Source organism: Kitasatospora sp. NPDC029367 (assembly GCF_055569135.1).
Map to the genome: position 1 here is coordinate 19915 of NZ_JBVHYH010000026.1, position 26014 is coordinate 45928.

A 26014-nucleotide genomic window follows, 5' to 3' on the forward strand; every position below is an offset into this window, starting at 1 on the left:
CGCCGGGGCCGTCACGCCTCCGGCGACACCTCCGCCGCCGGGTCGCGGTAGAGGGAGGCGCCGAGCGCGGGGAGCCGTTCGACGGCGTCGACGTCGAACCCGGCCGCGGCGGGGAGGGCGAGGGCGGCCCGCAGTGCCTCCTCCATGGCCACCTGGGCGATGCCGGCCCCGAGGCAGAAGTGCCGCCCGTGGCCGAAGGCCAGCGAGGTGCCGGAGCCGCGCGGGGTGCCGGGCGCCGTCCCGCCGTCGTTGCCGGCTTCGACCGAGGCGGCCCAGGCCAGGACGCCCACCACGCGTTCCCCCGCCCCGATCTCCCGCCCGTGGAAGGCGATCGGGCAGCCGGAACGGCGGGGCGCGAAGTGGAAACCGGTGTCGTGGCCCAGGCACAGCTCGACCAGGGCGGCGAAGTCCCCGGCGGCGGCCAGCGCCCGGGCCTGCGGCGAGTGCCGGACGAACCGCAGCGCGCCGATCAGCGCGTGCGAGGTGGGATCGAGGGCGCCGGTGACGACCTGCATGTAGACGGCGGCCAGTTCGCGCCGGGACAGCTCCACCCCGGCCGCGTCCAGCTCGGTCAGCAGCCAGTCCTGCCCGCCCCGGCTGCCGCGCTCGGCCAGCCACTCCTCCAGTTCGCCGATCCGGTCCAGGGCGGCGCGGGCCATTGCGACGTCCTGGCCGTCGTTGGAGAGGTAGCCGATGGTCGCCGCGGTCATCGAGCGGAGCAGGTCGACCTCGTCGGCGGTCAGCCCGAGCAGCAGCGAGAGCATCGCCTCGCTCACCGGCCGGGCGAAGGTGGCGACCGGCCGGTGGCGGTCGGCCCGCTCGACGATCCCGGCGAAGGCGGTGCGGAAGGCCGGCCGCAGCTGCTCGGCGCGGGCCCGGGAGAAGGACCGGCGCAGCGCCTGGCTGGCGGTGCGCTGGACGGGTGCGTCCGAGAACACCGGCCAGCAGCCGAGGAAGGCCTCCAACTCCTCGACGGCCTCCGCCCCCGGGGCGCCGACCAGCGCGGGCTCCAGCGGGGAGGCGCCGCGGGCGACGAAGCGGCGGTCGGTCAGCATCTCCCGCACGTGCACCGGATCGGTGACGTACCAGGAGCGGGTCGGCTCGTGCCAGGTGGCGGCCTCGCCGGCGGCCCACAGCATCGAGTAGGCCCGGTACGGGTCGGTGGTGAGCAGGCCGTCGACGTCGCCGTGGGCGGGGCAGCGGGCCTCGGCGGGCTCCGCCGGGGCGGGGCCGTGCCCGTGGGCGGGCGGGCGCGGGGTTCCGGACATGGGGTGGGCGAACCTTTCTGGCTGTGCTGCTGCTTCCGGCCGGGCCGCGGGGACGCCCCGGGCGCCGTCCCCGGGACGGTCGGCGGGACGGTCGGCGGGGGAGTCCGCGAGCGGGTCCCCGAGGGCGTCGAAGCGCAGGGACACCCGGCCGCCGGCCTCCGCCGTCAGTTCGGCGGTCCGGCGCAGGGCGATCGACATGATGGGGTCGACGTGGCCGAACGGGAGGTCGGCCACCACCGGGATCGCCAGCGGGCCGGTCACCTCGCGCAGCCGCTTGAGGATCGTCCCGGCGTCGATCCCGATGCCCCGCGGGATCCGCCCGAGGGCGAGGCCGCGGAGGTGGCCGAACTCCTCCTGCTGGCTCAACTGGTGCACCAGCCGCAGGGCCTGCCATTCGAGAGCGCTGTCGGAGATCTCGACCAGCAGGATGCGCCCGGAGAGCCGGGGCCAGTACCGCGTCCCGGCGTGCGACATCAGCGTCTCCAGGTTGAGCGCCAGGACCTCGCCGCGCCCGACCCCCTCCCTGATCACGACGGGGGCAGGGGCCCGCACCTCGGCCCGCCGCACGCCGTCCTCGGTCTCCCAGCGCAGCCGTTCGTCGACCCGGGTGTCGGCCCAGGACGCCTCGTACGCCTCACGCCTGGTCGCCTGCAGCAGCGAGTCCAGCGCGTACTGGCGCACGCCCCCGAACTCGCCGAACTGCGGGAGCACGGCCGGACCGTAGACGCTGGCCAGCCCGGCCCGTTCGCTCAGCAGCAGGTGGAAGGAGCTGGTGTCGCTGTAGCCGATGAACCACTTCGGGTTGGCCCGGACCAGCTCCAGGTCGACGGAGTCCAGCAGTTGGTGCGAGGCCCAGCCGCCGATCGCCGACACGATCGCGGTGACGCCCGGGTCGGCGAACCCGTGGTGGAGGTCGGCGAGCCGGGTGGCGACGGTCTCCAGGCCGGGCTGGCGGCTGTCACTGACGTGGGCGCCCAGCCGGACCTCGAACCCGCTGCGCTCCAGCTCCCGGACGCCCCGGCGCAGCCGTTGGCCGAACCGGGACGCCGTGTTGGAGGACAGCGACACCACCAGGATCCGGTCGCCGCGCGCCAACGGCGGTGGAAAGGTGACGTCCCGCATGTCACCCGTCGCTGCTCGGCCGCACGACGGCGGTGGGGCTGTCGGTCTCCCGGGAGGCGATGGTGGCGAGGATCCGGTCCGCGATCTCCGCGAGCGGGACGTCCGACTCCTGCGAGCCGTCCCGGAACCGCAGCGACGCCGTCCCGGCGGCCACGTCCCGGTCGCCGGCGACCACGACGAAGGGGGCCCGCAGGCGCTGGGCGTTGAGGATCTTCTTCGGCAGGCGGTCGCTGGACGCGTCCAGCTGGGAGCGGACGCCGGCGTCCCGCAGGCCGTCGAGGAAGTCCGCCAGGTACTGGGTGTGGCCTGCCTCGGCGTCGGCGCGCACCGGCACGCCTGCCACGTGGACGGGGGCCATCCAGGCCGGGAACTGGCCGCCGTAGTGCTCGATGAGCACGCCGAGGAAGCGCTCGAGGGAGCCGAACAGGGCGCGGTGGATCATCACCGGGCGGACCCGGGAGCCGTCCGCGGCCTGGTAGGACAGCTCGAACCGGGCCGGGGTCTGGAAGTCCAGCTGAATGGTCGACATCTGCCAGTTGCGGCCCAGGGAGTCGCGCACCTGGACGCTGATCTTGGGGCCGTAGAACGCCGCGCCGCCCGGGTCCGGCACGAGCTCCAGACCGGTCGAGTCGGCGGCGGCGACCAGGGCGGCGGTGGCGTTCGCCCAGTCCTCCTCGCTGCCGATGAACTTGTCCGAGTCGTCGCGGGTGGAGAGCTCCAGGTAGAAGTCGCGCAGGCCGAAGTCGCGCAGCAGGTCGAGCACGAAGGCGAGGACCGTCTTCAGCTCCTCCTGGATCTGCTCCTGGGTGCAGAAGATGTGGGCGTCGTCCTGGGTCATGTTCCGCACCCGGGTGAGGCCGTGCAGGGTGCCCGAGCGCTCGTACCGGTGCACCGAGCCGAACTCGAAGAGCCGCAGCGGCAGTTCCTTGTAGGAGCGGCCGCGGTTCTTGAACACCACCGCGTGCATCGGGCAGTTCATGGCCTTGAGGTAGTACTCGCTGCCGTCCACCGCCATGCCGGGGAACATGCCGTCGGCGTAGTACGGCAGGTGCCCGGAGCGCAGGAACAGCTCCTCCTTGGCGATGAACGGGGTGTTGATCAGCGTGTAGCCGGACCGGCGGTGCTTGTCGAGCGAGTAGCGCTGCATCTCGTCGCGGATCGCGGCGCCGTTCGGCAGCAGGATCGGCAGGCCCGGGCCGATCTCGTCGGCGAAGGTGAACAGCTCCATCTCGGAGCCGAGCCGGCGGTGGTCCCGGCGCGCGGCCTCCTCCAGGAAGGCGCGGTGACGGGCCAGGGCCTCCTCGTCCGCCCAGGCGGTGCCCTTGATCCGCTGGAGGCTCTCGTTGGCCTCGTCGCCCCGCCAGTAGACGGCGGACGAGGACTCCAGCTCGAAGGCGGTCAGGTAGCCGGTGTCGGGGGCGGTCACCTCGGTGCCGATCCCGGTCCACAGCGGCTCGGCGCCCTGCGGGCCGACCGACTGGCGGAACGCGCCCGGGGCGTCCCGGCCGGGCTCGTCCTGGCCGAACGCCTCCTCGGCGATCTCCCGCAGGAAGCGGTTGCCGTCGGCGGCCCCGGCGGCCTCCTCGGCGGAGGCGAGCCGGAGCGCGTCGATCGGCAGACGGCGCCTGGTGATCCGGCGCATCCGCTTGTCGAGCCGCTTGAGCACCTCGGGGGTGACCGGCGCCAGGTCGGCGAAGTCGACGTGGAAGCCGTCCTCGGTCAGGCCCGAGCCGGCCGGCAGCGCGTCCGGGAACTCCTCCCGGACGGCCATCGCCAGGACCAGGGCCGCGGTGGCCCGCAGCACCCGCAGGCCGGCCGCGCTCCCGGCGGTCAGCACCCGGGCCTCGCCCGCCTCGGCGAACGGCTGCCGCAGCGGCTCGGTCCGGCCGGCCGCTTCGACCGCGACGACCGTGCCCGGACGGCCGACGGTGCGAGCCTCGCCCTGGAGCAGGGCGAAGGGGGAAGCGTCGGCTTCCACGGAGAGGGGGAGGTGGGGGTCCTGCTCCAGGACCGGTGCTTCAGCCATTGTTCTGTGACTCCGTCGCGGTGGCTTGACTTGTCGTTGGGTGCGGGCTCGCCGCTGCTCGCCGCTACTTGCGGACGAGGTGGAACACGAGGTCGCCCGGGTACTCGCCCTCGCCGAAGGGGGTGCCCCGGTAGTCCGAGTCGATCCGGACCACCTCGAAGCCCGCGCGCTCGACGAGCGGAACCACTTCGCCGAGGAAGTAGTAGCGGGTGTGGTAGTGCCAGTGCAGGTCGTAGGACTCGCCCTCGGGCGTGGTGACCGTGTAGTCCTCCTCGACGAACTGGGTCTGCCGGAAGTGGTCGCGCTCGTTGACGTCGACCACGCGCTCGATCCGGTTGCCGTCGCCGTCCTCGAAGACCTGGGAGACGATCCGGCCGGTCTTGGCGAGCAGCGGAACCGAGGGGTTGAACAGGTCGAAGACGAAGACGCCGCCCGGCCGCAGGCTGCGCGCGACCCGGGTCAGGCAGGCCTCGAACTCGGCCGGGTCGGTGACGTGCTGGAACACCCGGAAGGGGGCGATCGCCATGTCCAGGCCTTCGGCCTCGAAGTCCTGGATCAGCCCGCAGTGGGTCTCGACCGTGTCGATGCCCCGGGCGCGCAGGCTGTCCGCCAGGACCTCGACCTCGTCGGCGTCCATGTCCACCGCGACGATCCGGGTGTCGGGCAGGCGCTCGGCCAGCTTCAGGGTGACCCGTCCGGTCCCGCAGCCGAACTCCGCCAGCCGGCGCGGTGCGGCCTTGACGACCTGCTCGACGTAGAACTCCACGTCCTCGGTGCGGGTCTCGTAGACGAGGTCGTAGACGGCCGCGACGTTCTTGTACGTGCGGGACCGCGCGGCGGTGTCGTTCGGCGCGGCGTCGTTCGGCGCGGCGTCGTGGGTCTGGGTGTCGTGCGTCGGGGTGTCGTGCTTCAGGTCCACAGGTTGTCCTCCAGGTGTTCTGACCAGATGCCGTCGAGGTCGGCCGGCGCGAAGCCCTCCGCCGCGTAGAGGCCGGCCAGCCAGGCGCGGAGCTCCGACCGGCCCAGGCCGGACCGGGTCACGGCGGCGCGGCAGGCCTCCAGGTACTTGCGCAGGAGCTTGGTCCTGGCGTCCCGGTTGCACGGCCGCAGTCCCTCGTTCCAGAGCACCGCCGAGACCAGGAAGGCGTCCTGGAGGTGGCGGTTGGTCCAGCGGTCGTCGGTCGGCCCGGCCGGGAACGGGAAGGCGTCCAGGACGTGGTCGAGGCCGAGCTGGGCCCGCAGGATGGTGGTGTCGCCGAAGCCGACCTCGGTGAACGGCTCGGTGATCGGTGCGGTGTCCGGTGCGGTGTCCGGTGTGCCGGCGGGCACGAAGTCGATGTAGTTGCCGACGTCGTCGTACTCGCCGGTCACCGGGTGGCGCAGCGCGACGTTGAAGTTCACGCCGTGGACGCCGGGGATGCCGACGGTGTGCGTGTAGTAGCGCGGCTCCCGGCTGTCCCACTCCACCCGGACGTGCTCCGCGAACACCCCGACCGCCGGGAACAGGCCGGCGTGTTCCCGGCTGGCCCGGACCAGCACGTCCGCGGGGGCGAACCCGCAGTGGTCGAGGAAGAAGGCCAGCGTGCGCTCGGCCGGGGCCGTGCCGGAACCGGCCGGGAGCACGATCGAGAAGTTGGTGAAGTGGCCGCCCCAGCCGAACGGGGTGACGCAGTCGCCGAGCGTCCTGAGGTTCTGCGTCCGGACGGCGGGCTGGACCGCCAGGATCCCGCCGTCCGGAATGCCCCCGGGGATCCAGGGCTTCAACGCGCTGATCGACGATCCGACGAGGTGGACCGAGCGGTCCGCGCCGGAGGTGATGCGCACCGCCGGAACCTGCCGGGCCTGCGGGTGGGCGGCCACGAAGCCGTCCGCGATCCGCCGCCGCAGCGCCGTGGTGGACGCGGTGTCGCCGTCGGCCCCCGCTCTGCGGGCGGGGGCCACGAGAACGGACCCGGCCACGACTAGGGAGCCAGGGTGAGGCCGTTGAGGCGGGGCACCAGCTGGAGGTCGCGGATGTCGTCGTGGCGCAGCAGCCACATCAGCCAGCGCTCGACGCCGAGGCCGAAGCCGGAGGTGAGCATCGGGCGCTCGGACTTCATCCGGACGTACCAGTCGTACTCCTCCTCGGCGACCTCGTGGTGGGCGAGCGCCTTGCGGGTCTGCTCGCCGTCGACGTGCCGCTCGCCGGCGCCGACGACCTCGCCGATGCCGAGCAGCAGGTCGGCGCAGCGGGCCTTGTCCGTGCCGGGCTCGTAGGCCTGGTAGAAGGGGACGGACAGGTGGTCGAAGTGGCTCAGCCACAGCACCGGGCTGATCTCGTCCATGAGCCGGCGCTCGCCGGCCCGGGTGATGGTGCGGAAGCCGGCCGGGTCGTGGCGCACGCACTCCGGGTCGTTGCCCAGGTGCTCGACGGCCTCGTCGACGGTGAGCTGCGGGATGACCTCGGTCTCGGCCATCCGGACGATGTGGTCGACGGTGCCGGCCACCGCGGCCAGCTCGCTCTCGAACTCGCGCAGCGCGGCGCGGGCCAGGGTGCGGGTGTACTGGCCGACGACCTCCTGGACGTCGGTGAGGCCGCCGATGATCTCGGCCTCGCTGTGGAAGAACTGGTTGAGGTGGGTCTTGTCGGCCTCCTCGCCGCGGAAGCTCGGCATCAGGTACCAGGCGCCCTCGGGGGCGATTCGACAGCCGTACTCGAGCAGGAACTGCATCGAGTCGGCCAGGTACACCTTCTCGCCGAACAGGTCGATCTGGACCGGCAGGCTGTCGCTGCCCAGGCCCATCGGGCTGGAGACCGAGCCGGTGGTGATCGGCAGGTGCAGGTTGAGCGTGCGGCGCTCCTTCCAGAACTCGGCCGTCGTGTGGAGGAGTTGGTCCTGCAGGCGGACCAGGAGCTGCATGGCCGGGTCGTCGAGGATCTTGAGGAAACGGTCCGGGTCGGTCACCGCGGCAGTGGGCTTCATTCCTGAGGCACCTTTCAGGTGAGGTTGCGGGAACAGTACTCAGAATTTGACTCAATGGTCAACGGATTAGTCACAAAGTCTTGTCGACGGCCACGACACGGAATTCAGCGGTGTATCCGTCGCCGTCCGCGTCGCGCAGCCAGGTGTCCGGCAGGTCGGGCAGCAGTTCCGTCAACCCGATGGTGCCGGAGGTGAGTTCGGCAGCGCTGCGGACGGTGCGGGCGAACAGGTTGACGAGTGGGAGGCTCTCGAAATCGAGGAACGCCGGCTTGTCCTCGGTGGGCGAACGGTAGAAAACCCGTTCCGGCAATTCTGCCGAGGCGCGCCAGGCCCGGGCGGCCAGGAATCGTTCGGACTCGTCCTTCACGGACGTCCAGGTCAAATCCGCCGCCGCGAAGGCCCAGGACTCCCGGGCGACCACCAGCCGGTCGACGACCACCCTCGGCCGGTGCGCGGCCGCGGCGAACGGCTTGAAGCTGTTGACCGTCACCCCGGACAGGACCTCGCCCAACATCTCCAGCAGGTCGCAGCGGAATCCGCCGTCGGCCGACCGGACGACCAGGGCGCCGTCCTCCCGGTGGACGGACAGGTCGGCGAGCGCCAGGACCGGGCCGGCCGGCTCGACGCTGGGCGAACGCAGCGTCCAGTACGTGTAGTCGGGCGACAGCAGCGCGGACGGCGGCGCCAGCCGGGAGGTGACGGTCGGCCAGTCCTTGGGCGGCACCAGGTAGACCCGCCGGCCGGCGTGGTCGGCCGCGTCCGCGGCGCGCAGCCGGTCCGGGTCGGGATGCTGCTCGACGAACACCCGGCTCTCCAGGGTGTTGAGCGCGGTGTGCAGTTCGCCGAGCACGGCCAGCCAGCGCCCCTCGGCGACGTCCGCCGCACTCGGCGCCGCGAGCATCAGGTCGGGAGAGTGGTGGACGGCGGCGGCCCAGGGCAGCGGCGCCGCCGGGAACTCGCGCGCGAACCGCTCGGCCAACTGCTCGCTGGTGAAGAGCCGCGGCCCCGGATCGTCCGCCTCGCCGAGCACCTGGGCCCACCGCTCCTGGAGCTGGGCGACGGCGGTCCGGACGGGGGCGGGCAGTGCCCGGGCGGAGTAGAAGAGGTGCGGCGTGGCGGCGGCCAGCAGTCGGGCGAGCGGCATGGCGGTCTCGCCGCTGCGGGCCGACCAGCGGTCGTACATGCCCAGGAACAGCGTGCGGTACTCGGCGGCGATCCGGCCCACCAGCCAGCGCGCGCTGTCCAGCACCAGCCCGAGCGGGGCGGCGAGTTCGTCGCGCAGCTCGGTGCCGAGCCGGACCTCGACGTCCCGTACGCAGTCCTCGTAGACCAGCGTCCGGCCGGCGTAGTTGCGTCCGTGGTGGCGTTCGGCGGCCGCGCCGGTGGCGTTCAGGAAGGCGGCGTTGAGCCCGTCCATGGCGGTGGCGAGCGCCTGCGCGTCCCCGGCCGCCGCGGCGACGGCGTCGCGGGCGCGGCAGAGACCGTCCAGGACGGCCAGCGCGCGTGCGCGCACCGCCGGGTCGTCGATCCGGTCGAGCTTGGCCCGCAGGGTCAGCTCCGGCCGGGCCTCGATCGGGCCCTCCAGGTCGAGGGTGATCAGCTCGCGTTCGCGCAGGTCCGCGAGCAGGGCCAGGGTGTCCGCCTCGGCGCCGGCCGCCTCGGCGGACAGCGCGGCGTGCACCTCGCGGGCGGTGCGGCGGCCGTCGCACCGGGCGAGCACCGCGTGCTCCCGTGCGGTGAGCGGTTGCTCGCCCTTGCCCGCGCGGTGCAGCACGCCGTCGCCGAGGCGGTCGGCGGCCGAGCGGCGCGGCGTCAGCCAGGGGGCGAGGTCCGGGTCGGCGGCGAGGGCCCGGGCGAGCGTGTCGATCGCCCAGGACTCGAAGTAGACGGTGCGGTGGGTGAGCATCCCGGCCCCGTTGCCCGGCCCGCCGCCGGTCCCGCCGCCGGTCTCGACGGCGATGGCCTGCGGCCGGTCGTCCCAGCGCGCCCAGCCGACCGGTCCGAAGAAGCCGATGGTGTCGTTCTTCAGCGCGTACCGCTGCAGGTAGCTGGTGACGGTGAGTTCGTGGGAGCGGCCGCGCGCGTTGCGCGGCTCACCGGCGGCGGCCTTGTCCAGGCAGTCGGCGACCAGGCGCCGGTTCTGCCAGGTGACGGCCTCGCGGAAGCGCGGCTCGCCCGCCGTGGCGCGCACCGCCGCGGACAGCCGCGCCGTCGCCTCCCGGTAGGTCTGCCGGTACTCGTCCGGGCCGATCGTGCCGGCGAGGGCCCGGTCGGCGGCGGCCGCCAGCTCGGGGTCGGCCAGCGCCCGGATCCGGCCGGCCGAGAAGCCCGCACTGCGCAGCACCGCGTCCCGCCACAGGCGCCAGCCGGTACGGCCGAGCGGAACGGTGTGGTCGGTGGGTGACTCGGCCATGTCGGTCCTCGCAGTCGGAGCGGATGGATGGCGTCGGGGCGTGCGGCGCGGGGCGTGCGGCGCGGGGCCTGCCGCGCGGAACCTGCGGCGGGGCCGCCCCGGCTCCGCGACCCGGCAGGCCGGAACGATACGCAGAATGTGACTCGATGGTCAATAAACTCTGTCAAGCTCCTTGAGAAGACTCTTCCGGGCTGGCATCGTGAACGCCCGCAAGGCATTCGACAGCCACGAGAGGACAGGCTTTGAAGGCGATCGGGAATGTGCGCGACCGAGCCCTGGCGGCGATCCAGGAGGGCACCCACCTGGGCATCCAGCTCCAGGTGTCATGGCGCGGCGAGGTGCTGCTGGACGAGGCGTACGGCGAGGTCGAGCCCGGCGTCCCGCTGACCACGGACGACCTGCTGCCGTGGATCTGCTGCACCAAGCTGCTGGGCGCGCTCGCGATCGGGCAGCAGCTGCGGGCGGGAGCCGTCGCCCCCGACACCCCGCTGGCCGAGCTGGTCCCCGAGTACGCGGTGGCCGGCAAGGAGCGGGCGACGCTGGCCCACCTGATGTCGCACGCGCTGCCGTTCCGGCCGGAGAGCGTCGACCGCCCGTACTCGGGCCTGAGCCACCGGGAGGCCTTCGAGGCGGCCTGCGCCGTCGAGCTGACCGGCGAACCCGGCAGCGGCGGCTGGTACAGCGCCATGGAGTCCTGGGTCGTGCTCGCCGAGATCGTCCAGCGGCTGACCGGCCGGGACTACGCCGAGTACGTGGCCGAGCGGGTGCTGCGGCCGCTGGGCATGACCCGCACGGTGTTCGCCGCGGCCGGCACCCCGGCGGCCGAACCGCCGCGCGCGGTGGGCCTGTTCGAGCAGGTCGACGGCCGGCAGGCGCCCACCGGGCGGGTCTCGGCGAAGGTGCTCGCGCCGCACCTGCCCGGCACCGGCGCCTGGGGCCCGGCCAACGAGCTGGCCCGTCTGGTCGACTGCCTCGCGGCGCCCGAGCGGTGGCCGGACCTCGGCCTGGACCGCGCGACGGTGGACGTGCTCGCCGCCGACCACCGCTCCGGGCTGCCCGACCGCAACTTCGGCGACCTCGACCTCGCCTGGGGCCTGGGCATGTGCACCGACCGCGCCTGGTACTCCGCCCCGGCCGGCGCCCGGGTCGCCGGGCACACCGCCTACGGCTGCGGCATGGTCGTCGCCGACCTCGACCAGGACCTGACGGTGTCCTTCCTCTCCAGCAGCGTGGTGCCCCCGGGCGGCAGCGGCAGCCGGCTGGAGAACCTGATCGTGCGCGACCTCGGCCGGGCGGTCCGGTCCGGCGCGGCCTGAGCCCGCCGGGCGCCACGCGGCGCCCGGCCGTCCCGGAAATCAGCCCGGAACGCCTTGACCGAAGATATTGACTGGTCAATATGACCGTTTGTAATGTCTACCCGTCATGAACTGATCGGAAGTGGGCCTGCGTCATGCCTCATTTCACTGCCGGCCTGTACGACTCGCAGACCGTGCTCATCACCGGGGGAGCCACCGGAATCGGCTTCGCCATGGCCCGGGCCTTCGGCCTGCACGGCGCCCAGGTCGTCCTCGCCTCCCGCAACGCCGAGCGGCTCGCCGCGGCGGCCGGGCGGCTCACCGCCCTCGGGATCGAGAACGACACGGTGGTGTGCGACGTCCGGGACGAGGCGGCGGTCAAGGCGGCCGTGGCACGCGCGGTGTCCCGGTTCGGGACCATCGACGTCCTGGTCAACAACGCCGCGGCCAACTTCTGGTCGCCCGCCGAGACGATGTCCGCCCGCTCGTTCCGGACGGTCGTGGAGATCGACCTCTACGGCACCTTCCACACCACCCGCGCCGTCGTCCCGCACATGATCGAGCAGAGCGGCGGCGCGATCCTCAACGTGGCGATCACCGACCCGCAGCGCGGCCTGCCCTACTTCGCCCACGCCGCCGCCGCCAAGTCCGGTGTCGTGGCCCTCACCGCCACCTGGGCCGCGGAGTGGGGCCGGTACGGCATCCGGGTGAACGCCCTCGGCCCCGGCCCGACGCCCACCGAGAACGCGGTCGGCGGCATGGCGGTCGGCCGGCCCGACCACCCGCCGTCCTTCGAGCGCCAGCGGCTGCGCACCCCGCTGCGGCGGCTCGCCACCCCCGAGGACTCCGCCTCCGCCGCGCTGTTCCTCTGCTCCGACGCAGCCGGGCACATCACCGGGGTGAACCTCCCGGTGGACGGCGGCATCTCCCTCCCCCTGCCCAGCGGGGACCTGAACTTCGACCACGCCGCGGCGACCCCGCGACAGCACGAGGAGACGACCAAGAGTGAGTAGGGCGATCGAGGTCCGGGGACTGACCCGGACCTACCCGAAGGGCCGCCGCCGCGGCGAGGCCGGCCAGGTCGTCACCGCGCTGCGCGGCCTGGACCTCGACGTGGAGCGCGGTGAGATCCGCGGGCTGCTCGGCCCCAACGGCGCCGGGAAGACCACCCTGGTCAAGATCCTCTCCACGGTGCTGCTGCCCACCGCCGGCACGGCCACCGTGCTCGGACTGGACGTCGCCGCCGACGCCCGCGCCCTGCGCCGGCGGATCGGCATCGTGTTCGGCGGCGAACGCGGCCTCTACGGCCGGCTCACCGCGCGCGAGAACCTGGACTACTGGGCGGCCCTCTACGGGGTGGCCGGCCGCGACCGCGCCGCGAAGGTCACCGCGCTGCTGGAGCGGGTCGGCCTCGGCGACCGCGCCGACACCCAGGTGGACCGGATGTCCCGCGGCATGAAGCAGCGCCTCCACCTGGCCCGCGGCCTGGTCGGCGACCCCGAACTGCTCTTCCTCGACGAGCCCACCGTCGGCATGGACCCGGTGGCCGCGCGGGAGTTCCGCAGCCTGGTCGGGGAACTGCGCGCCGAGGGCCGCACCATCCTGCTGACCACCCACGACATGCACGAGGCCGAGGCGGTCTGCGACCGGGTCACCCTGGTCGACCGCGGCCAGGTGATCGGCACCGAGGCCCCCGCCGAGGTCGGCCGGTGGATCACCGCCCACGAGCGGGTCGACGCCCGCGACGTGCCCGCCGGGCTGCGCCGGGCCATCGCCGAACTCGACGGCGTGGCCGGCATCGAGGATCTGCCCGACGGCTGGATCCGGATCGCCACCAGCGCCGCCGGCGCCGTCCAGCCGGTGCTGCGCGCCCTGGTCGAGGCCGACGTCACCACGGTCCGCACCTCGCTGCCGACCCTGGAGGACGTCTACCTGCACGTCATCGGGGACCGGGGGCTGACGGTATGACCGAGATCCTCACCGGCGCCCGGCTGCAACTGCGGCTGTTCCGCCGCAACGCCGGCCACCTGCTGGTCTTCGCCACCATCCCGTTCTTCACCGCGATCTTCCTGTCCTCCGTCCGGCAGGCCGACCGGCCCGACCTGGAGGCCTACGCCGTCCTGGCGCCGGCCCTGATGGGCCTGTGGCTGGTCTCGCTCGACCTGGCCGGCTCGGTGGTCGACGACGAGAAGCGCGGCGGCACCCTGGAGCTGTTCCTCGGGTCGCCGGCCGGGCTCACCCGGCTGGTCACCGGCCGGGTCGCCACCATCGCCGTCCTCGGCGTGGTGACCTTCGCGGAGTCCTGGTTCACCGCGACCGCCTTCTTCGGCGTCTCGCTGCCGGTGCACCACCCCTGGCTCCTGGTCTGCACCGTGGCGGCCACCGCGCTCGCCACCCTCGGCACCGCGACCGTCCTGGCCGCCGTCTTCGTCACCGCCGGCTCCGCCCGGCGCTACGCCAACGCGCTCGGCTACCCGTGCTACGTCCTCGGCGGCGTCCTGGTGCCGGTCAGCCTGCTGCCCGGCTGGCTGCAGCCGCTCAGCAAGGTCGTCTACCTCTCCTGGGCCGCGGACCTGCTGCGGGCGGCCACCCGGCCCGAGCCGGTCGCGGACTTCGGCTGGCGGCTCGCGGCGCTGCTGCTCCTGGGCGCCGTCGCCTACGCCGCCGGCACCGTCCTGGTGGACCGGATGATCACCCGTCTCAAGTCGGAGGGCACGGTGGGGCTGTCGTGAACGCGCTCACCCGGTGGGGCTCCGTCGTCACCACCGCTTCCCGGATCGGCTTCCGTGAGCTGACCACCTTCTACACCTGGCGAACCTGGCTGTTCGGCTGGTTCCTGCGACTGATCGCCCAGGTCCTGTTCTTCGGCACCATCGGCATGCTCTCCGGCTCGGACGACCGGGTGCGCTACCTCGCCGTCGGCAACGCGGCCGTGGTGGTCTGCATCGAGGCCATGGTGGTCATCACCACCACGGTCCGCGAGCGCGGCCAGGGCACCCTGGCGCTCCAGGTCGCCGCGCCCGCCGACTTCGCGCTCAGCTACCTGGCGCGCGGCGCCTACTGCCTGGTGGTCGGAATCGTCAGCAGCACCGGCGTGTTCGCCGTCGCGGCGCTGGTCTTCCGGCTGTCCATGCCCTTCCCCGAGGTGCTGCTCGTCCCGCTGTTCCTCGCCGTGGCCGGCTGCTCGGCCTACGGGCTGGGCACCGCGGTCGGCGCCCTCGTGCTGCGCCGCCCCGGGCTCCAGTGGCTGGCGCTCAACACCGGCTACATGTCCCTGATGACCTTCTGCGGGGTGAACGTACCGGTCGACTACTGGCCCGCGCCGGTCGCCGCGGCGGCCCAGCTGCTGCCGCTCACCCACGGCCTACAGGCGCTGCGCGACCTGCTCGCGGGCGCGTCGGCGCCGACCGTGCTCGGCGGCCTCGGCTGCGAGGTGCTGGTCGGCCTGGCCTGGACCGTCCTCGGCGTCGTGCTGCTCAAGCAGGCGGTGGCCGGCGAGCGGCGCCGCGGCACGATCGAGCTGTCGGCATGAGCGCCGCCGCCACCGCCACCGCCACCGCCGCGACCGCCCGTCCGGTCCGCCCCGCGCTGGTCCGCTTCCCGGCCGCCGCGACGGCTTCGGTGAACCTGGTCTGCTTCGCCCACGCCGGCGCCGGAGCCGCCCCGTTCGCCGGCTGGCCCGGCCTGCTCCCGGAGTGGACGGCGGTCAGCGCCGTCCGCCTGCCGGGCCGCGAGAGCCGGCTGCGCGAGGCGCCGCTCACCTCGGTCGACGCCATCGCCGCGGCCGCCGCCCGGGAGGTCGCCGAGCTGCCCGGCCCGGTGGTCCTGTTCGGGCACTGCTTCGGCGCGGTGGCCGCCTACCGCACCGCCCGGCTCCTGGAGGCGGACGGCCGGACGGACGTGCGGCGCCTGATCGTCGCCGCCGCGCCGACCCCGGACGCCACCGTCGGCGGCACCACCCACCTGCTGGACGACGCCGCCCTGTTCGCCGACCTGGTCCGCTACGGCGCCGTCCAGGACACCCCGACCGCCCGGTCCCTGTTCGCGCTCGCCGAACCGGCGATCCGCGCCGACTTCCGGGCCCTGGAGACCTGGACCGTGCCCGAGCCGGCCGCCCGCCCGGTGGCCGCACCCGTCCTGGAACTGCGCGGCGACCGCGACCGCGTCCTCGACCCGAACGGGCCCGGGTGGTCCGGCTGGACCACCGGCGGCCACCGCCGCGACACCCTCCCCGGGCCGCACCACCTGCTCGGCCACGCCACCGAACCCCTGCTCGCCGCGATCGCCCGGCAGCTGGCGGACGACCTCGCGCCCGCCCCCGCCGATCGCTCCTGCCCGCCGCCCACGGCGGCACCCAGTCCTGGAGGTATCCGATGAACCGCGTCGCGGACGACGACCGCATTGCCGTGATCGGGATGGCCTGTCGCCTCCCCGGCGCACCGGACGTCGAGAGCTACTGGTCCAACCTGCTCACCAACACCGTCAGCCTCACCGAGCTGTCCGACGACACCCTGCGCAACGCGGGCGTCCCGGAGTCCGCCATCGCGGACCCGAACTACGTCAAGCGGGCCCCGCTGCTGGACGACGTCGCGGGCTTCGACGCCGGCCTGTTCGGCTTCACCCCCCGGGAGGCCGAACTGCGCGACCCGCAGCAGCGGATCTTCCTCGAAGTGGCCTACGGCGCCCTGGAGGACGCGGGCGTGCGCACCGACGGCCCGACCTCGGTGGGCGTCTTCGCCGGCGGCGCGACCAACCGCTACGCCGAGCTGAACGTCCGGCGCAACGCCGCCGCCGTGCGCAACTACGGCGAGGTCGGCATCCAGGCGGGCAACCACAACGACTACATCGCCACGATCGTCTCCTACAAGCTCGACCTGCGCGGCCCCGCGTTCACCGTCGCCACCGCCTGCTCCACCTCCCTCGTCGCGCTGCACCTGGCCTGCCAGGCGTTGCGCAACGGCGAGTGCGACGTCGCCGTCGCGGGCGGCGTCCAGCTCGAACTGCCGCACGGCGGCGGGCACCGCTGGGTGGACGGCGGGATCTTCTCCCGGGACGGCCGGTGCCGCCCCTTCGACGCGGCGGCCGACGGCACGATCTTCGGCGACGGCGCCGGCGCGGTCGTGCTCAAGCCGCTCGCCGACGCGCTGCGCGACGGTGACCGGGTGCTCGCCACCATCCGCGGCTCCGCCGTCAACAACGACGGCAACCGCAAGGCCGGCTTCGCCGCGCCCAGCGCCGAGGGCCAGTTCGCCGCCGTGTACGAGGCGCTGGCCGTCTCCGGCGTCGCCGCCGACCAGGTCGGCTACCTGGAGGCGCACGGCACCGGCACGGCCATCGGCGACCCGATCGAGGTCCAGGCCCTGAGCCGCGCCTACCGCGCGCACACCGACCGCACCGGCTACTGCCTGCTCTCCTCGGCCAAGGGCAACATCGGCCACCTCGGCCCGGCTTCGGGCATCGCCGGGTTCATCAAGGCCGTGCTCGCCGTCAACCGCGGCATCGCCCCCGGCACCGCCAACTTCACCGAGGCCAACCCCCTGATGGAGCTGGAGCGGACGCCGTTCACCGTCCGCGCCCAGGCCGGACCGTGGCCGATCGAGGGCCCCCGGATCGCCGGCGTCAGTTCCTTCGGCATCGGCGGCACCAACGCCCACGTCCTGATCGAGCAGCCGCCCGCGGCCGTGCCCGTCGCACCGCGCCCGCAGCGCCGGCGCACCGTGGTGCTCCCGCTGGCCGCCGCCTCCACCGCCTCGCTGCGCGGCATGGCGGAGCGGCTGTCGGCCCACCTGGCCGAGGAGGAGGCCGACCTGCACCGGGTGGCCCGGACCCTGCAGCGCCGTCCGCTGCGCCACCGCCACCGCCTCGCCGTGGTCGGCGAGGACGGCGCCACCCTCGCCGACGCCCTCGCCGAGCTCGCGACCCGCGGCCAGGAGCCGGGCACCCCGGCCACCGGCGCGGTCTTCATGTTCCCCGGGCAGGGCACCCAGCACCCCGCCATGGCCGCCGAGCTGTACGCCCACGAGCCGGTCTTCCGGGCCGAGTTCGACCGCTGCCTGGAGCACTTCGGACCGGCGGTCGCCGACGCGCTGCGTGCCGTGCTGCTGGAGGGCGCGCCCGACGCCGCGGCCCGGCTGCGCGACACCGCGCTGACCCAGCCCGCGCTGTTCGCGGTGGAGTGGTCGCTGGCCCGACTGTGGGCCTCCTGGGGCGTGCAGCCGGTCGCGATGATCGGCCACAGCGTCGGCGAGATCACCGCGGCCGCGCTCGCCGGGGTCTTCGAACTCGCCGACGCCGCCCGCCTGGTGGTGCGCCGCGGCGAGCTGCTCGCGGCCGCGCCGGCCGGCCGGATGGTCGCGCTGGCGATGCCCGCCGCCGAGGCCGCGCCGCTGCTGGAGGGCCGTGACGTCTGGCTCAGCGCCGACAACGGCGAGCGCAGCTGCACCGTGGGCGGTTCGGTCGAGGCCGTCGAGGAGCTGACCGCCCTGCTCACCGCGCTCGGCCGGCGCTGGGTGGCCCTCGACGTCGAACGGGCCTTCCACACCCCCGCCACCGACCGCGCGGCCGAGGAACTGGCAGCGTTCGTCGGGCAGTTGACCCGCAACCGGCCCACCGTCCGCTGGGTCTCCAACGTCACCGGGGACTGGATCGACGACGAGCAGGCCACCGACCCGCAGTACTGGGCCGAGCAGCTGCGCAGCCCCGTCCGGTTCCGCGAGGGCGCCGAGCGCGCCGCCGCCGTCGAGGGCGCCGTGCTGCTGGAGGTCGGCCCCGGCCAGGCGCTCACCCAGCTGGTGCGCCGGGTCCGGACGGCCGCCGGGCACCGCCCGCTGGCCTCGCTGCCGCCGAGCGGCGAGGACGTCCCGGCCGCCTCCGTCCTCTACCGGGCGGTCGCCGCCCTCTGGCAGGCCGGACTCGACGTCGACTGGCGCGCCCTGCTGGAGCACGAGGAGATCACCCCGGTCGCCGTGCCCGGCTACGTCTTCGACCGCGGACGGTACTGGATCTCCCCCGACCCGAAGCCCGCCGCCCAGGCCCCGGCCCCGAACGCCGGGCCGCGGACCGCCGAGGAGGCGCCGGCCGAGAACGACCGGATCACCGTCCCCGGCTGGGTCCAGGCGCAGCCCGCCGAGGCGCGGCCGCTGCCGGCGGACCGCCGCTGGCTGGTGCTGGCCGACGACGCCGGGCAGGCCGCGCCGGTGCTCGACCGGCTGGCCGCGGCCGGGATCACCGCCGACCTGGTCAAGGCCGACGACGTGGAGCCCAAGCGGCTCAGCGCCGCGCTCCGGCCGCACCTGCGCGACCACCGGGAGCCGCTGGAGATCCTGCACCTCTGGCTCACCGGCCCGGCCCCGGAGGGCGCCGGCGCGGGCGGGGCCGCCCGGCACTGGCTCGACCGGGGCTTCCGGGCGACCCAGCGGATCGTCCAGGACGTCGCCCGGCACTGCCCGGACCGCCCGGTCCGGATCACCGTGCTCGCCGACCAGCTCTGGGACGTCTCCGGCACCGAACCGGTCGAACCGGGCAAGGCGCCCGTCGCGGCCCTGCTGCACAGCGCCGTCCGGGAGCACGAGCAGCTGCGCGCGCGGGTGGTCGACGCGCCCGCCGAGGCGCTGAGCGGCGAGGACCGCGTGGCGGCCGAGGCGCTGCGGGCGCTGTTGGACGGCGACGACGGCACCGAGTTCACCCGGGTCGCGCTGCGCGGGCGGCGCCTCTGGCACCCGGCCTTCCACAGCGTGCCCGAGCCCGCCGCGCCCGCCGGCGGGACCGCTCTCGCGGACGTCGGCGACGGCGCCTGGCTGATCACCGGCGGCTTCGGCGCCCTCGGACTGGTCGCCGCCGAGCGGCTGGCCGCCCGCGGCGCCGGCGGGATCGCCCTGCTCGGCCGCTCCGGCCTGCCGGACCGCGCGCAGTGGACCGACGCCGGGGCGCTGACCGAGGGTCAGCGGGCCGCCGTCGACGCCGTGCGCCGGATCGAGGCGACCGGTTGCCGGGTGCTGCCGCTGGCCGCCGACGTGGCCGACCGGGCCTCGCTGACCGCCGCCGTCGAGCAGGCCAGGAGCGCCCTCGGCCCGATCCGCGGGGTGATCCACGCCGCCGGGCTCGCGGGCGGCGGCATGCTCGCCGTCAAGGACGCCGGCGCGGCCGAGCAGGTCCTGCGGCCCAAGGTCAACGGCACCCTGCTGCTGGACGAGGTGCTGGGCGACGAGCCGCGGACCTTCGTCCTGTACTCCTCGGTCGCCGCCGTCACCGGCCAGTTCGGCCTGTCCGACTACGGCGCCGCCAACGCCTTCCTGGACGCGTTCGCCCACGACCGCTCGCGCCGCCGGCCGGGCCGCACCCTGTCGGTCAACTGGCCGTCCTGGGACGGGGCCGGCATGGCGGTGGAGGCCGCCGCCCGGCACTCCCGCTTCCACGTCGACCGCCCGAACCGGGAGCCGGAGCTGGCCGCCGCCCCGGCCGAGGGCGAGGGCCGCGCCTTCACCGTCCGGCTCGCCCCGGACGTCTGGATGGTCGACGAGCACCGCATGGGCGAGACCCCGGTGCTCCCCGGCACCGGGTACCTGGAACTGGTACTCCGCGCGGTCCGCACCTTCCACCCCGGCCCGGTGCAGCTGGCCGACGTCGCCTTCACCGCGCCGCTGGCGATCGCCGAGCCGCTCGACCTGACCATCGCCTTCGAACCCGCCCGCGCGGGCTGGCGGTTCCGCGTGCAGTCCCGGGCGGACGGTGCCCGCACCGCCGTCCAGCACGCCGGCGGCACGGTCACGCCGTACGAGGACACGGCGCCGCGGCACGACCTGGTGGCGCTGCGCGCCGCGCACACCGTGCCGCTGGCCGGGCCCCGGCTCAACGACGGCTCCGGACTGATGACGGTCGGCGCGCGCTGGCACTGCGTCGAGCGGGTCAGCGGCGGCACGGACACCGTGCTGGCCGAACTGGCCCTGCCCGCCGCCCACCGCGGCGACACGGCGGCCAACCTGCTGCACCCGGCCCTGCTCGACTGCGCCACCTCCTTCCTGCTGCCGCTGCCGGAGGGCGTCAACGCGCTGCCGTTCAGCTACCGCGAGCTGGTGGTCCGGGGCCCGCTGCCGGCCCGGGTGACGGCGCTGGTGCGGCCGTGGGCCGAGCAGCCCAAGGGGGCGGTCGTCCGCGACATCGCCCTGATCGACGAGGGCGGCCGCGAGGTGGTCACCGTCACCGGGTTCACGCTGTGGCACGTCGACCGGGCGACCGTGGCGGGCAACATCCGCTCGGCGGGCGACGCGGCGCGCAGCGCCCCGCTCAGCTCCTCGGGAGTCACCCAGGACTCCTTCCTGGGCGTCGCGGCGGGGGCGGCCCTGCTGGAGGCGTTCCTGGCGACCGACCTCGGCCCGCAGGTGGTCGTCGCACCGGAGGGGCTGCGCGAGAAGCTGCGCCGGACCAGTCGGTTCACCGCAGCCGCCGTCCGTTCGGCGGGCGGCGGAACGGCGGCACCCGACTCGGCGGCACAGGGCACTGGGGCGGCGGGCACGGGGACGGCGGACGCGGCGGTTCAGGCCGGCGCACCGGCCGCCGGCTCGGGCCGGGGCGGCCTCGACGAGCGGATCACCGGCCTGTGGGCCGAGATCCTGGGCACCGAGGGCGGTCCGGACGACGACTTCTTCGAGTCCGGCGGCGACAGCCTGGCCGCCGTCCAGCTGGTGGACCGGATCCGCGGCGAACTCGACGTGGAACTCCCCATCTCCGCCCTGTTCGACCACCCCACGCTGTCCGAGCTGGTGGCCGCCGTGGGGAGCAGGGGGTGACCGCCGTGCCGAAGCCGTTCGTGCCGGGCGAGCCGTCGCCCGGCCCGGCCCGGACCCTGCACGCCCTGGTGGCGGAGCAGGTCGCCCGGACCCCGGACGCCGTCGCGCTGGAAGGCGCCGACCGCAGCCTGACGTACCGTCAACTCTGGTCGGAGAGCGGCCGGGCGGCCCGCTCTCTGGTCGCGCACGGGGTGCGCCCCGGCGATGTCGTCGCCGTCCTGATGCCGCGCGGTGAGAACGTGCTGGTCGCCGTGCTCGCCGTGCTGCGGGCCGGCGGCGCCTACCTCGCGCTCGACCCGGACCAGCCGGCCGCGCGGCTGCGCGGCATGCTGGAGGACTCCCGGGCCCGCCTGGTCGTCGTCGACCGCGCGGTGCCCATGGCCGCGGTCCCGCCCGGCCTGCCCGCGCCGGACCTCGACGCGCTCGCCGCCACCCCGGCGGGCGCCGTCCGGCTGCCGGAGGCCGGCGCCGGGGACGCCGCCTACGCGGTGTTCACCTCCGGCTCCACCGGCCGCCCCAAGGGCGTGCTGAACGAACACGGCGCGATCGTCGACAAGATCCGCTGGCTGGCCGAGCACCTGCCGCTGGACGGCGGGGACGTGGCCCTGCACAAGACCGCGTACGCCTTCGACTACTCCGTCGCCGAGGTGTTCTGGCCGCTGGCCTGCGGCGCCCGGCTGCGGGTGGTGCCCTCGGGACTGCACGCGGACCCGCTCCACCTGGTGCGGGAGATGCGCGCCGCGAACGTGACGGTGGCGCAGTTCGTGCCGTCGATGCTGGCCGTGCTGATGGAGCAGCGGGACTTCCGCGCCCTCGACGGCCTGCGGATCCTGGTCGTCGGCGGCGAGGCGCTGCCGCCCGCGCTGCTGGCCGACCTGCGCGGCTGGTGCACCGCGGACGTCGTCGACCTCTACGGCCCCGCGGAGTGCTCGGTCTTCGCCAGCTGCGCGATCACCCGGGCCGGTGACCCGCTCGGGCCGGTCAGCATCGGCCCGGCGGTGGCCGGCACGACGATCGAGGTGATGGACGAGGAGGGCCGCCCGGTCGTGCCCGGCACGGTGGGCGAGCTGTGGATCGGCGGCCCGGGGGTGGGCCGCGGCTACCTCGGCCGGCCCGACCTGACGGCGCGCTCGTTCCTGCCCGACCCGGCCCGGCCCGGCGGGCGCCGCTACCGGACCGGTGACCTGGTCCGGCTGCGCCCGGACGGCGAACTGGAGTACCACGGCCGGATCGACGACCAGGTGAAGATCCGCGGCCAGCGGATCGAGCCGGAGGAGGTCCGGTCACAGCTCGCGGCGGCGCTCGGCGGCGGGCCGGTGGCCGTCCTCCCGTTCCGGGACGCGGCCGGGGCGACCCAGCTGGCGGCGTTCCTCGCCGACCCCGCCGGGGCGTTGCCGCGGGTGGCGCAGATCCGTGCGGCGCTGGCCGAGCGGATGCCGCCGGCCATGGTGCCGGCGCGGATCGTGCCGGTGGAGCGGCTGCCGCTGGCGCCGTCCGGCAAGCTCGACCGGGCGGCGCTGCTCGCCCGGCTGGCCGACCGGGCGGCTCCGGAGCCCGGGGTGCCGGCGCAGGCTCCGGCCTCGGCGCCGGACACGCCGACCGGGCGCGCCGTGGTGGAGATCTGGCGCGAACTGCTGGACGACCCGGCGGTCGGGCCGGACGACGACTTCTTCACCCGCGGCGGCCACTCGCTCGTCGCGGCGCGCATGCTCGTCCGCGTCAAGGAGCGGCTGGGCGCCGAGATCAGGATCGCCGACCTGCTGGCCGGGCCGACCGCGCGCGCCCTCGCGGCGCGGATCGACGCGCTCGGCGCCGGGCCCGACGCGCTCGATGCGCCCAATGCGCCCGATGCGCCCGGTCGGCCCGCGCGCCCCGACCGGCCCGAGCCCGGTGCGGCGCCCGTCCGGGAGGCGCCGCTCGCGCCGACCCAGCGCCGGCTGTGGCTGATGGAACAGCTGGCTCCGGGCCAGGTGGACTACAACGTCGTGGACCTGTGGTCGCTGACCGGCCCGCTCGACCGGGCGGCCCTGGGTCGTGCCGTCACCGACGTGCTGGGGCGCCACGACGCGCTGCGCACCACCTTCCGGGACGGCCCGCACGGCCCGGTCCAGGTCGTCCACCCCCGTCCGATGGCCGGCCTGGAGGTGCTCCCCGGCCCGCTGGACGAGGAGGCCGCCCGCGAGAGCGCGGAGCGCCTGGCCCGGACCCGGTTCGACCTCAGGTCCGGCCCGCTGGTCAGGTGCGTCCTGCTGCCCACCGGCCGGGACGCTCACCAGCTGGTCCTGGTCGCGCACCACCTGGTCCTGGACGGCTGGTCGGTCGAGGTCTTCTGGGCGGAGCTGTCGCAGTGCTACGCCGCCCGCGCGGCGGGCCGCGCCCCCGAGCTCGCGCCGGTCGCCCTCGACTACGCGGAGTTCAGTGCCCGCGAGGCGGCCCGGCCGGTGCCCGCCGAGCAGGCCGGGTACTGGCGGCGCGTCCTGCGCGACGCCCCGCCCGCTCCCCGGCTGCCGCTCGCACCGCCGGGCGGCGAGCCGCGGGTCGAGCGCCGTTCGGCCACCCTGGACGACGATCTGGCGGCGGCGGTCGGCGAGCTGGCCCGCAGCCTGCGCACGACGCCCGCCACGGTGCTGCTGGCCGCCTTCGGCTCAGTGCTCGGCCGGTGGGGCGACCGCTCGGAGCTGGTGGTCGGCGCCCCGCTCAGCGGGCGCACCACCGCCGACACCACCGACACGGTCGGCTTCTTCAACGCCACTGTCGCGCTGCGGCTCGACGTGTCCGCGGACGGCTCCCCGGCCGACCTGGTGCGTAGCGCGCACCAGGCCCTGACCGAGGCCCAGTTGCACCAGGACCTCCCGTACGACGAGGTGGTCGCGGCGCTGGCCGCCGAGCGCGGCGGGCCCGCCCGGCCGCTCTTCTCGGTGTGGTTCAACGCGCTGAGCTTCCCGGTGCGCGGCCTGCGACTGGACGCCGTGGCCGCCGAGCGGCGGCGCGCGCCGCTGCCGGGCCTCCCGTTCGACCTGTCGCTCTACGTCGACCAGCGGGCCGGCGGCCTGACCCTCGACCTCGCCTTCGACGCGGCCCGCCTGGAACGGCCGTGGGCCGGCGAACTGCTCGACCAGGTGGTGCGGACGGTGGCCGGCTGGACGGCGCGGCAGCTGCCCGCTCCGGCCGTCCCGCGCCGGAGCCTGCCGGAGCCGGTCCGCCCCGGCCCCGGGGGAGCGCGGGGCGCCCTGCTGGAGCGCGTCCTCGGTCACCCCCGGGACGCCGTCGCCCTGCGGGACGAGCGGGGTGCGTGCAGCTACGGCGAGTTGGCCGACCGGGTCGACGCCCTCGCGGATCTGCTGCGCGGGGCCGGGCTGGGCCCCGGCGAGCTGGTCGAGCTGCGGGAGGCGCACGGGCGCGACCTCGCGGTCGGTCTGCTCGGCGTCTGGCGGGCCGGCGGCGTGGTGCTGCCGGTCGACCCGGAGCACCCGCGGGCCTGGCGGGAGGACCTCACCGCGCTGGCGCGCCCGCACTGGGCCGTCCACTGCGAGTCGGACGGCCCCCGGGTCGTCCCGGTCGACCGCACCACCGAACTGCCCGTCCGGCGCGTGCCGGAGGCCGGTCGGGCGGGCGGCGAGCCCTGCTACGTCCTGCCGACCTCGGGTTCCACCGGCCGGTCGCGGCTGGTGCTGGGCACCGACGCCCCGCTGCTCGCCTTCCTCGACCGGTGGTCCGCCCACCACGGGATCACGGCCGGGGACCGCTTCAGCGTGCTCTCCGGGCGTTCCCACGACCCGCTGCTGCGCGACCTGCTGCTGCCGCTGTGGAACGGCGGCACCGCCGTCGTCCCGCCCGCGCGGACCCGGCTCGACGCGGACCGACTGGTCCGCTGGCTGGCCGACGAGCGGATCACCGTGGTGCACGCGACCCCGCTGGTCGGCGCGATGGTCGCGGGCGCCGCCCGGGCCCACGGCCTGAGCGTGCCCGACGTCCGGCTGGCCTGCTTCGGTGGCGACCTGCTGACCGACGCCACGGTCGAGGCCTGGCGGGCGGCCGCGCCCTCCTCCCGCGTGCTGACGGTCTACGGCACCACCGAGACGCCCCAGGTGGCGAGCTGCCACGAGCGGGAGCCCGGCCGGCCGAGCGGCCCGGAGCCACTGCTCGGCGCCGGCGCGGTCGAGGCCCAGCTGCTGGTGCTGGACCGGGACGGCAACCCCGTGCAGCCCGGCCGGATCGGAGAGATCGCGGTCCGCGGGCCGCTGCTCACCCTGGGCTACCTGGACGAACCGGCCGCCACCGCCCGGGCCTACCGGCCGGATCCGTGGGGCGAACCCGGCCACGCGCTGTTCCGGACCGGCGACCTCGGCCGGCTCCGCTGGGACGGCACGGTCGCGTTCGTCGCCCGCAGTGCGGCGATCGTGAAGGTCCGGGGCAACCGGGTCTCACCGGCGCAGGTCGCCCACGAGCTGCGACTGGTGCCCGGCGTCGACCAGGCGGCGGCGGGCGCGCTGACCGATGCGTCGGGGCTCTCCCGGCTGGTCGCCTGCGTCGTCCCGGCGCCGGGGGCCGCGCTGACTGAGGACGCCGTCGCGGCGGAACTCGCGCAGCGGCTGCCGGCCGGCCACCTGCCGGAGGAGGTCCGGATCGTCCCGGCGCTGCGGCTGACGCCCAACGGAAAGGTCGACCTGCGGGCGAGCGCCGCGCAGGCCGCGGTCCCGGCCGTCGCGTCCGCCGTCGCGTCCGCCGTCCCGGCCGCCGTCCCGGCCGCGGCGGTCGTACCGGCGGCTCCGGCGCTCGGCAGCGGCCCGTCCGCCGCCGACCGCAACAGCCTGCGGCAGGAACTGGTCCGGCTCTGGTGCCGCGTCCTGGAGACGGAGCGGGTCGGCCTCGACGACAACTTCTTCGACCTCGGGGGCAGCTCGCTCGCGGCCGTCCGGCTGCACGCCCTGATCAGGACCGAACTCGGCGCGGACGTCTCGCCGTTGATGGTCTTCCAGCACTCGACGGTCCGCCGACTGGCCGAGGCGCTGGCCGAGTCCTCTTCCCCCGGGGTCACCGCCGTCCGGCCCGCCGTTCCGGTGGCGGCCGCCGGCGACGCCCGCGCGCTGCGCCGGGCCGCCCGGGCCGGGATCGGCGCGCTCCCGGTCGGTGCCTGAGCCG

14 protein-coding genes are annotated in these 26014 nt (G+C 75.3%); 8 read left to right on the top strand and 6 right to left on the bottom strand.

What is annotated here, in order from left to right:
- Positions 1–11 precede the first annotated feature (11 nt).
- The 6 genes from ACZ4W5_RS16705 to ACZ4W5_RS16730 form a co-directional block, all read right to left on the bottom strand.
- A complete protein-coding gene (locus ACZ4W5_RS16705; RefSeq protein ID WP_465655167.1) occupies positions 12–2390 on the bottom strand; it encodes an LD-carboxypeptidase in 2379 nt (792 codons plus the stop codon).
- A 1-nt stretch (position 2391) separates the two neighbouring features.
- Positions 2392–4416, bottom strand: a complete 2025-nt coding sequence (gene thrS / locus ACZ4W5_RS16710; RefSeq protein WP_465655169.1) for a threonine--tRNA ligase — start codon at positions 4414–4416, stop codon at positions 2392–2394.
- A 64-nt stretch (positions 4417–4480) separates the two neighbouring features.
- On the bottom strand, positions 4481–5335 hold the full coding sequence (locus ACZ4W5_RS16715) for a class I SAM-dependent methyltransferase (RefSeq protein ID WP_465655170.1): 855 nt from the start codon (positions 5333–5335) through the stop codon (positions 4481–4483).
- Entirely contained in the window at positions 5326–6375 is a 1050-nt protein-coding gene (locus ACZ4W5_RS16720; protein WP_465655172.1) for a hypothetical protein, read from the bottom strand. The genes ACZ4W5_RS16715 and ACZ4W5_RS16720 overlap by 10 nt, the downstream gene beginning before the upstream one ends.
- A gap of 2 nt (positions 6376–6377) precedes the next feature.
- Positions 6378–7379: an amino acid--tRNA ligase-related protein gene (locus tag ACZ4W5_RS16725; protein WP_360239511.1), complete on the bottom strand. Its 1002-nt coding sequence runs from the start codon at positions 7377–7379 to the stop codon at positions 6378–6380.
- A gap of 70 nt (positions 7380–7449) precedes the next feature.
- Complete coding sequence (locus ACZ4W5_RS16730) at positions 7450–9792, bottom strand: lantibiotic dehydratase (protein ID WP_465655174.1); 2343 nt, start codon at positions 9790–9792, stop codon at positions 7450–7452.
- A 260-nt stretch (positions 9793–10052) separates the two neighbouring features.
- Here ACZ4W5_RS16730 and ACZ4W5_RS16735 point away from each other — a divergent pair, with 260 nt between their 5' ends.
- From ACZ4W5_RS16735 to ACZ4W5_RS16770, 8 genes are all read left to right on the top strand, one after another.
- On the top strand, positions 10053–11108 hold the full coding sequence (locus ACZ4W5_RS16735; RefSeq protein WP_465655176.1) for a serine hydrolase domain-containing protein: 1056 nt from the start codon (positions 10053–10055) through the stop codon (positions 11106–11108).
- A gap of 134 nt (positions 11109–11242) precedes the next feature.
- Positions 11243–12100 (top strand): SDR family oxidoreductase, encoded by an 858-nt coding sequence (locus ACZ4W5_RS16740; protein ID WP_465655178.1) that lies wholly within the window; start codon positions 11243–11245, stop codon positions 12098–12100.
- Positions 12093–13055: an ABC transporter ATP-binding protein gene (locus ACZ4W5_RS16745; protein WP_465655180.1), complete on the top strand. Its 963-nt coding sequence runs from the start codon at positions 12093–12095 to the stop codon at positions 13053–13055. The genes ACZ4W5_RS16740 and ACZ4W5_RS16745 overlap by 8 nt, the downstream gene beginning before the upstream one ends.
- Positions 13052–13819 carry an ABC transporter permease gene (locus tag ACZ4W5_RS16750; protein WP_360239499.1) on the top strand — a complete coding sequence of 256 codons (768 nt, stop codon included), beginning with the start codon at positions 13052–13054 and terminating at the stop codon, positions 13817–13819. Before ACZ4W5_RS16745 ends, ACZ4W5_RS16750 begins: the two co-directional genes overlap by 4 nt.
- Positions 13816–14619 (top strand): ABC transporter permease, encoded by an 804-nt coding sequence (locus tag ACZ4W5_RS16755; RefSeq protein ID WP_402481782.1) that lies wholly within the window; start codon positions 13816–13818, stop codon positions 14617–14619. Before ACZ4W5_RS16750 ends, ACZ4W5_RS16755 begins: the two co-directional genes overlap by 4 nt.
- Positions 14616–15464 (top strand): thioesterase II family protein, encoded by an 849-nt coding sequence (locus ACZ4W5_RS16760; RefSeq protein ID WP_465655182.1) that lies wholly within the window; start codon positions 14616–14618, stop codon positions 15462–15464. Before ACZ4W5_RS16755 ends, ACZ4W5_RS16760 begins: the two co-directional genes overlap by 4 nt.
- Complete coding sequence (locus ACZ4W5_RS16765; protein ID WP_465655184.1) at positions 15461–20872, top strand: SDR family NAD(P)-dependent oxidoreductase; 5412 nt, start codon at positions 15461–15463, stop codon at positions 20870–20872. Before ACZ4W5_RS16760 ends, ACZ4W5_RS16765 begins: the two co-directional genes overlap by 4 nt.
- Complete coding sequence (locus ACZ4W5_RS16770; RefSeq protein WP_465655186.1) at positions 20869–26010, top strand: amino acid adenylation domain-containing protein; 5142 nt, start codon at positions 20869–20871, stop codon at positions 26008–26010. The genes ACZ4W5_RS16765 and ACZ4W5_RS16770 overlap by 4 nt, the downstream gene beginning before the upstream one ends.
- The last annotated feature ends 4 nt before the right edge of the window (positions 26011–26014 follow it).

Bases quoted from the DNA above. Each gene is read 5' to 3' on its own strand.
- ACZ4W5_RS16765 (WP_465655184.1), top strand. From the start codon at position 15,461: ATGAACCGCGTCGCGGACGACGACCGCATTGCCGTGATCGGGATGGCC.
- thrS (WP_465655169.1), bottom strand. From the start codon at position 4,416: ATGGCTGAAGCACCGGTCCTGGAGCAGGACCCCCACCTCCCCCTCTCC.
- ACZ4W5_RS16730 (WP_465655174.1), bottom strand. From the start codon at position 9,792: ATGGCCGAGTCACCCACCGACCACACCGTTCCGCTCGGCCGTACCGGC.
- ACZ4W5_RS16705 (WP_465655167.1), bottom strand. From the start codon at position 2,390: ATGCGGGACGTCACCTTTCCACCGCCGTTGGCGCGCGGCGACCGGATC.
- ACZ4W5_RS16760 (WP_465655182.1), top strand. From the start codon at position 14,616: ATGAGCGCCGCCGCCACCGCCACCGCCACCGCCGCGACCGCCCGTCCG.
- ACZ4W5_RS16725 (WP_360239511.1), bottom strand. From the start codon at position 7,379: ATGAAGCCCACTGCCGCGGTGACCGACCCGGACCGTTTCCTCAAGATC.
- ACZ4W5_RS16740 (WP_465655178.1), top strand. From the start codon at position 11,243: ATGCCTCATTTCACTGCCGGCCTGTACGACTCGCAGACCGTGCTCATC.
- ACZ4W5_RS16750 (WP_360239499.1), top strand. From the start codon at position 13,052: ATGACCGAGATCCTCACCGGCGCCCGGCTGCAACTGCGGCTGTTCCGC.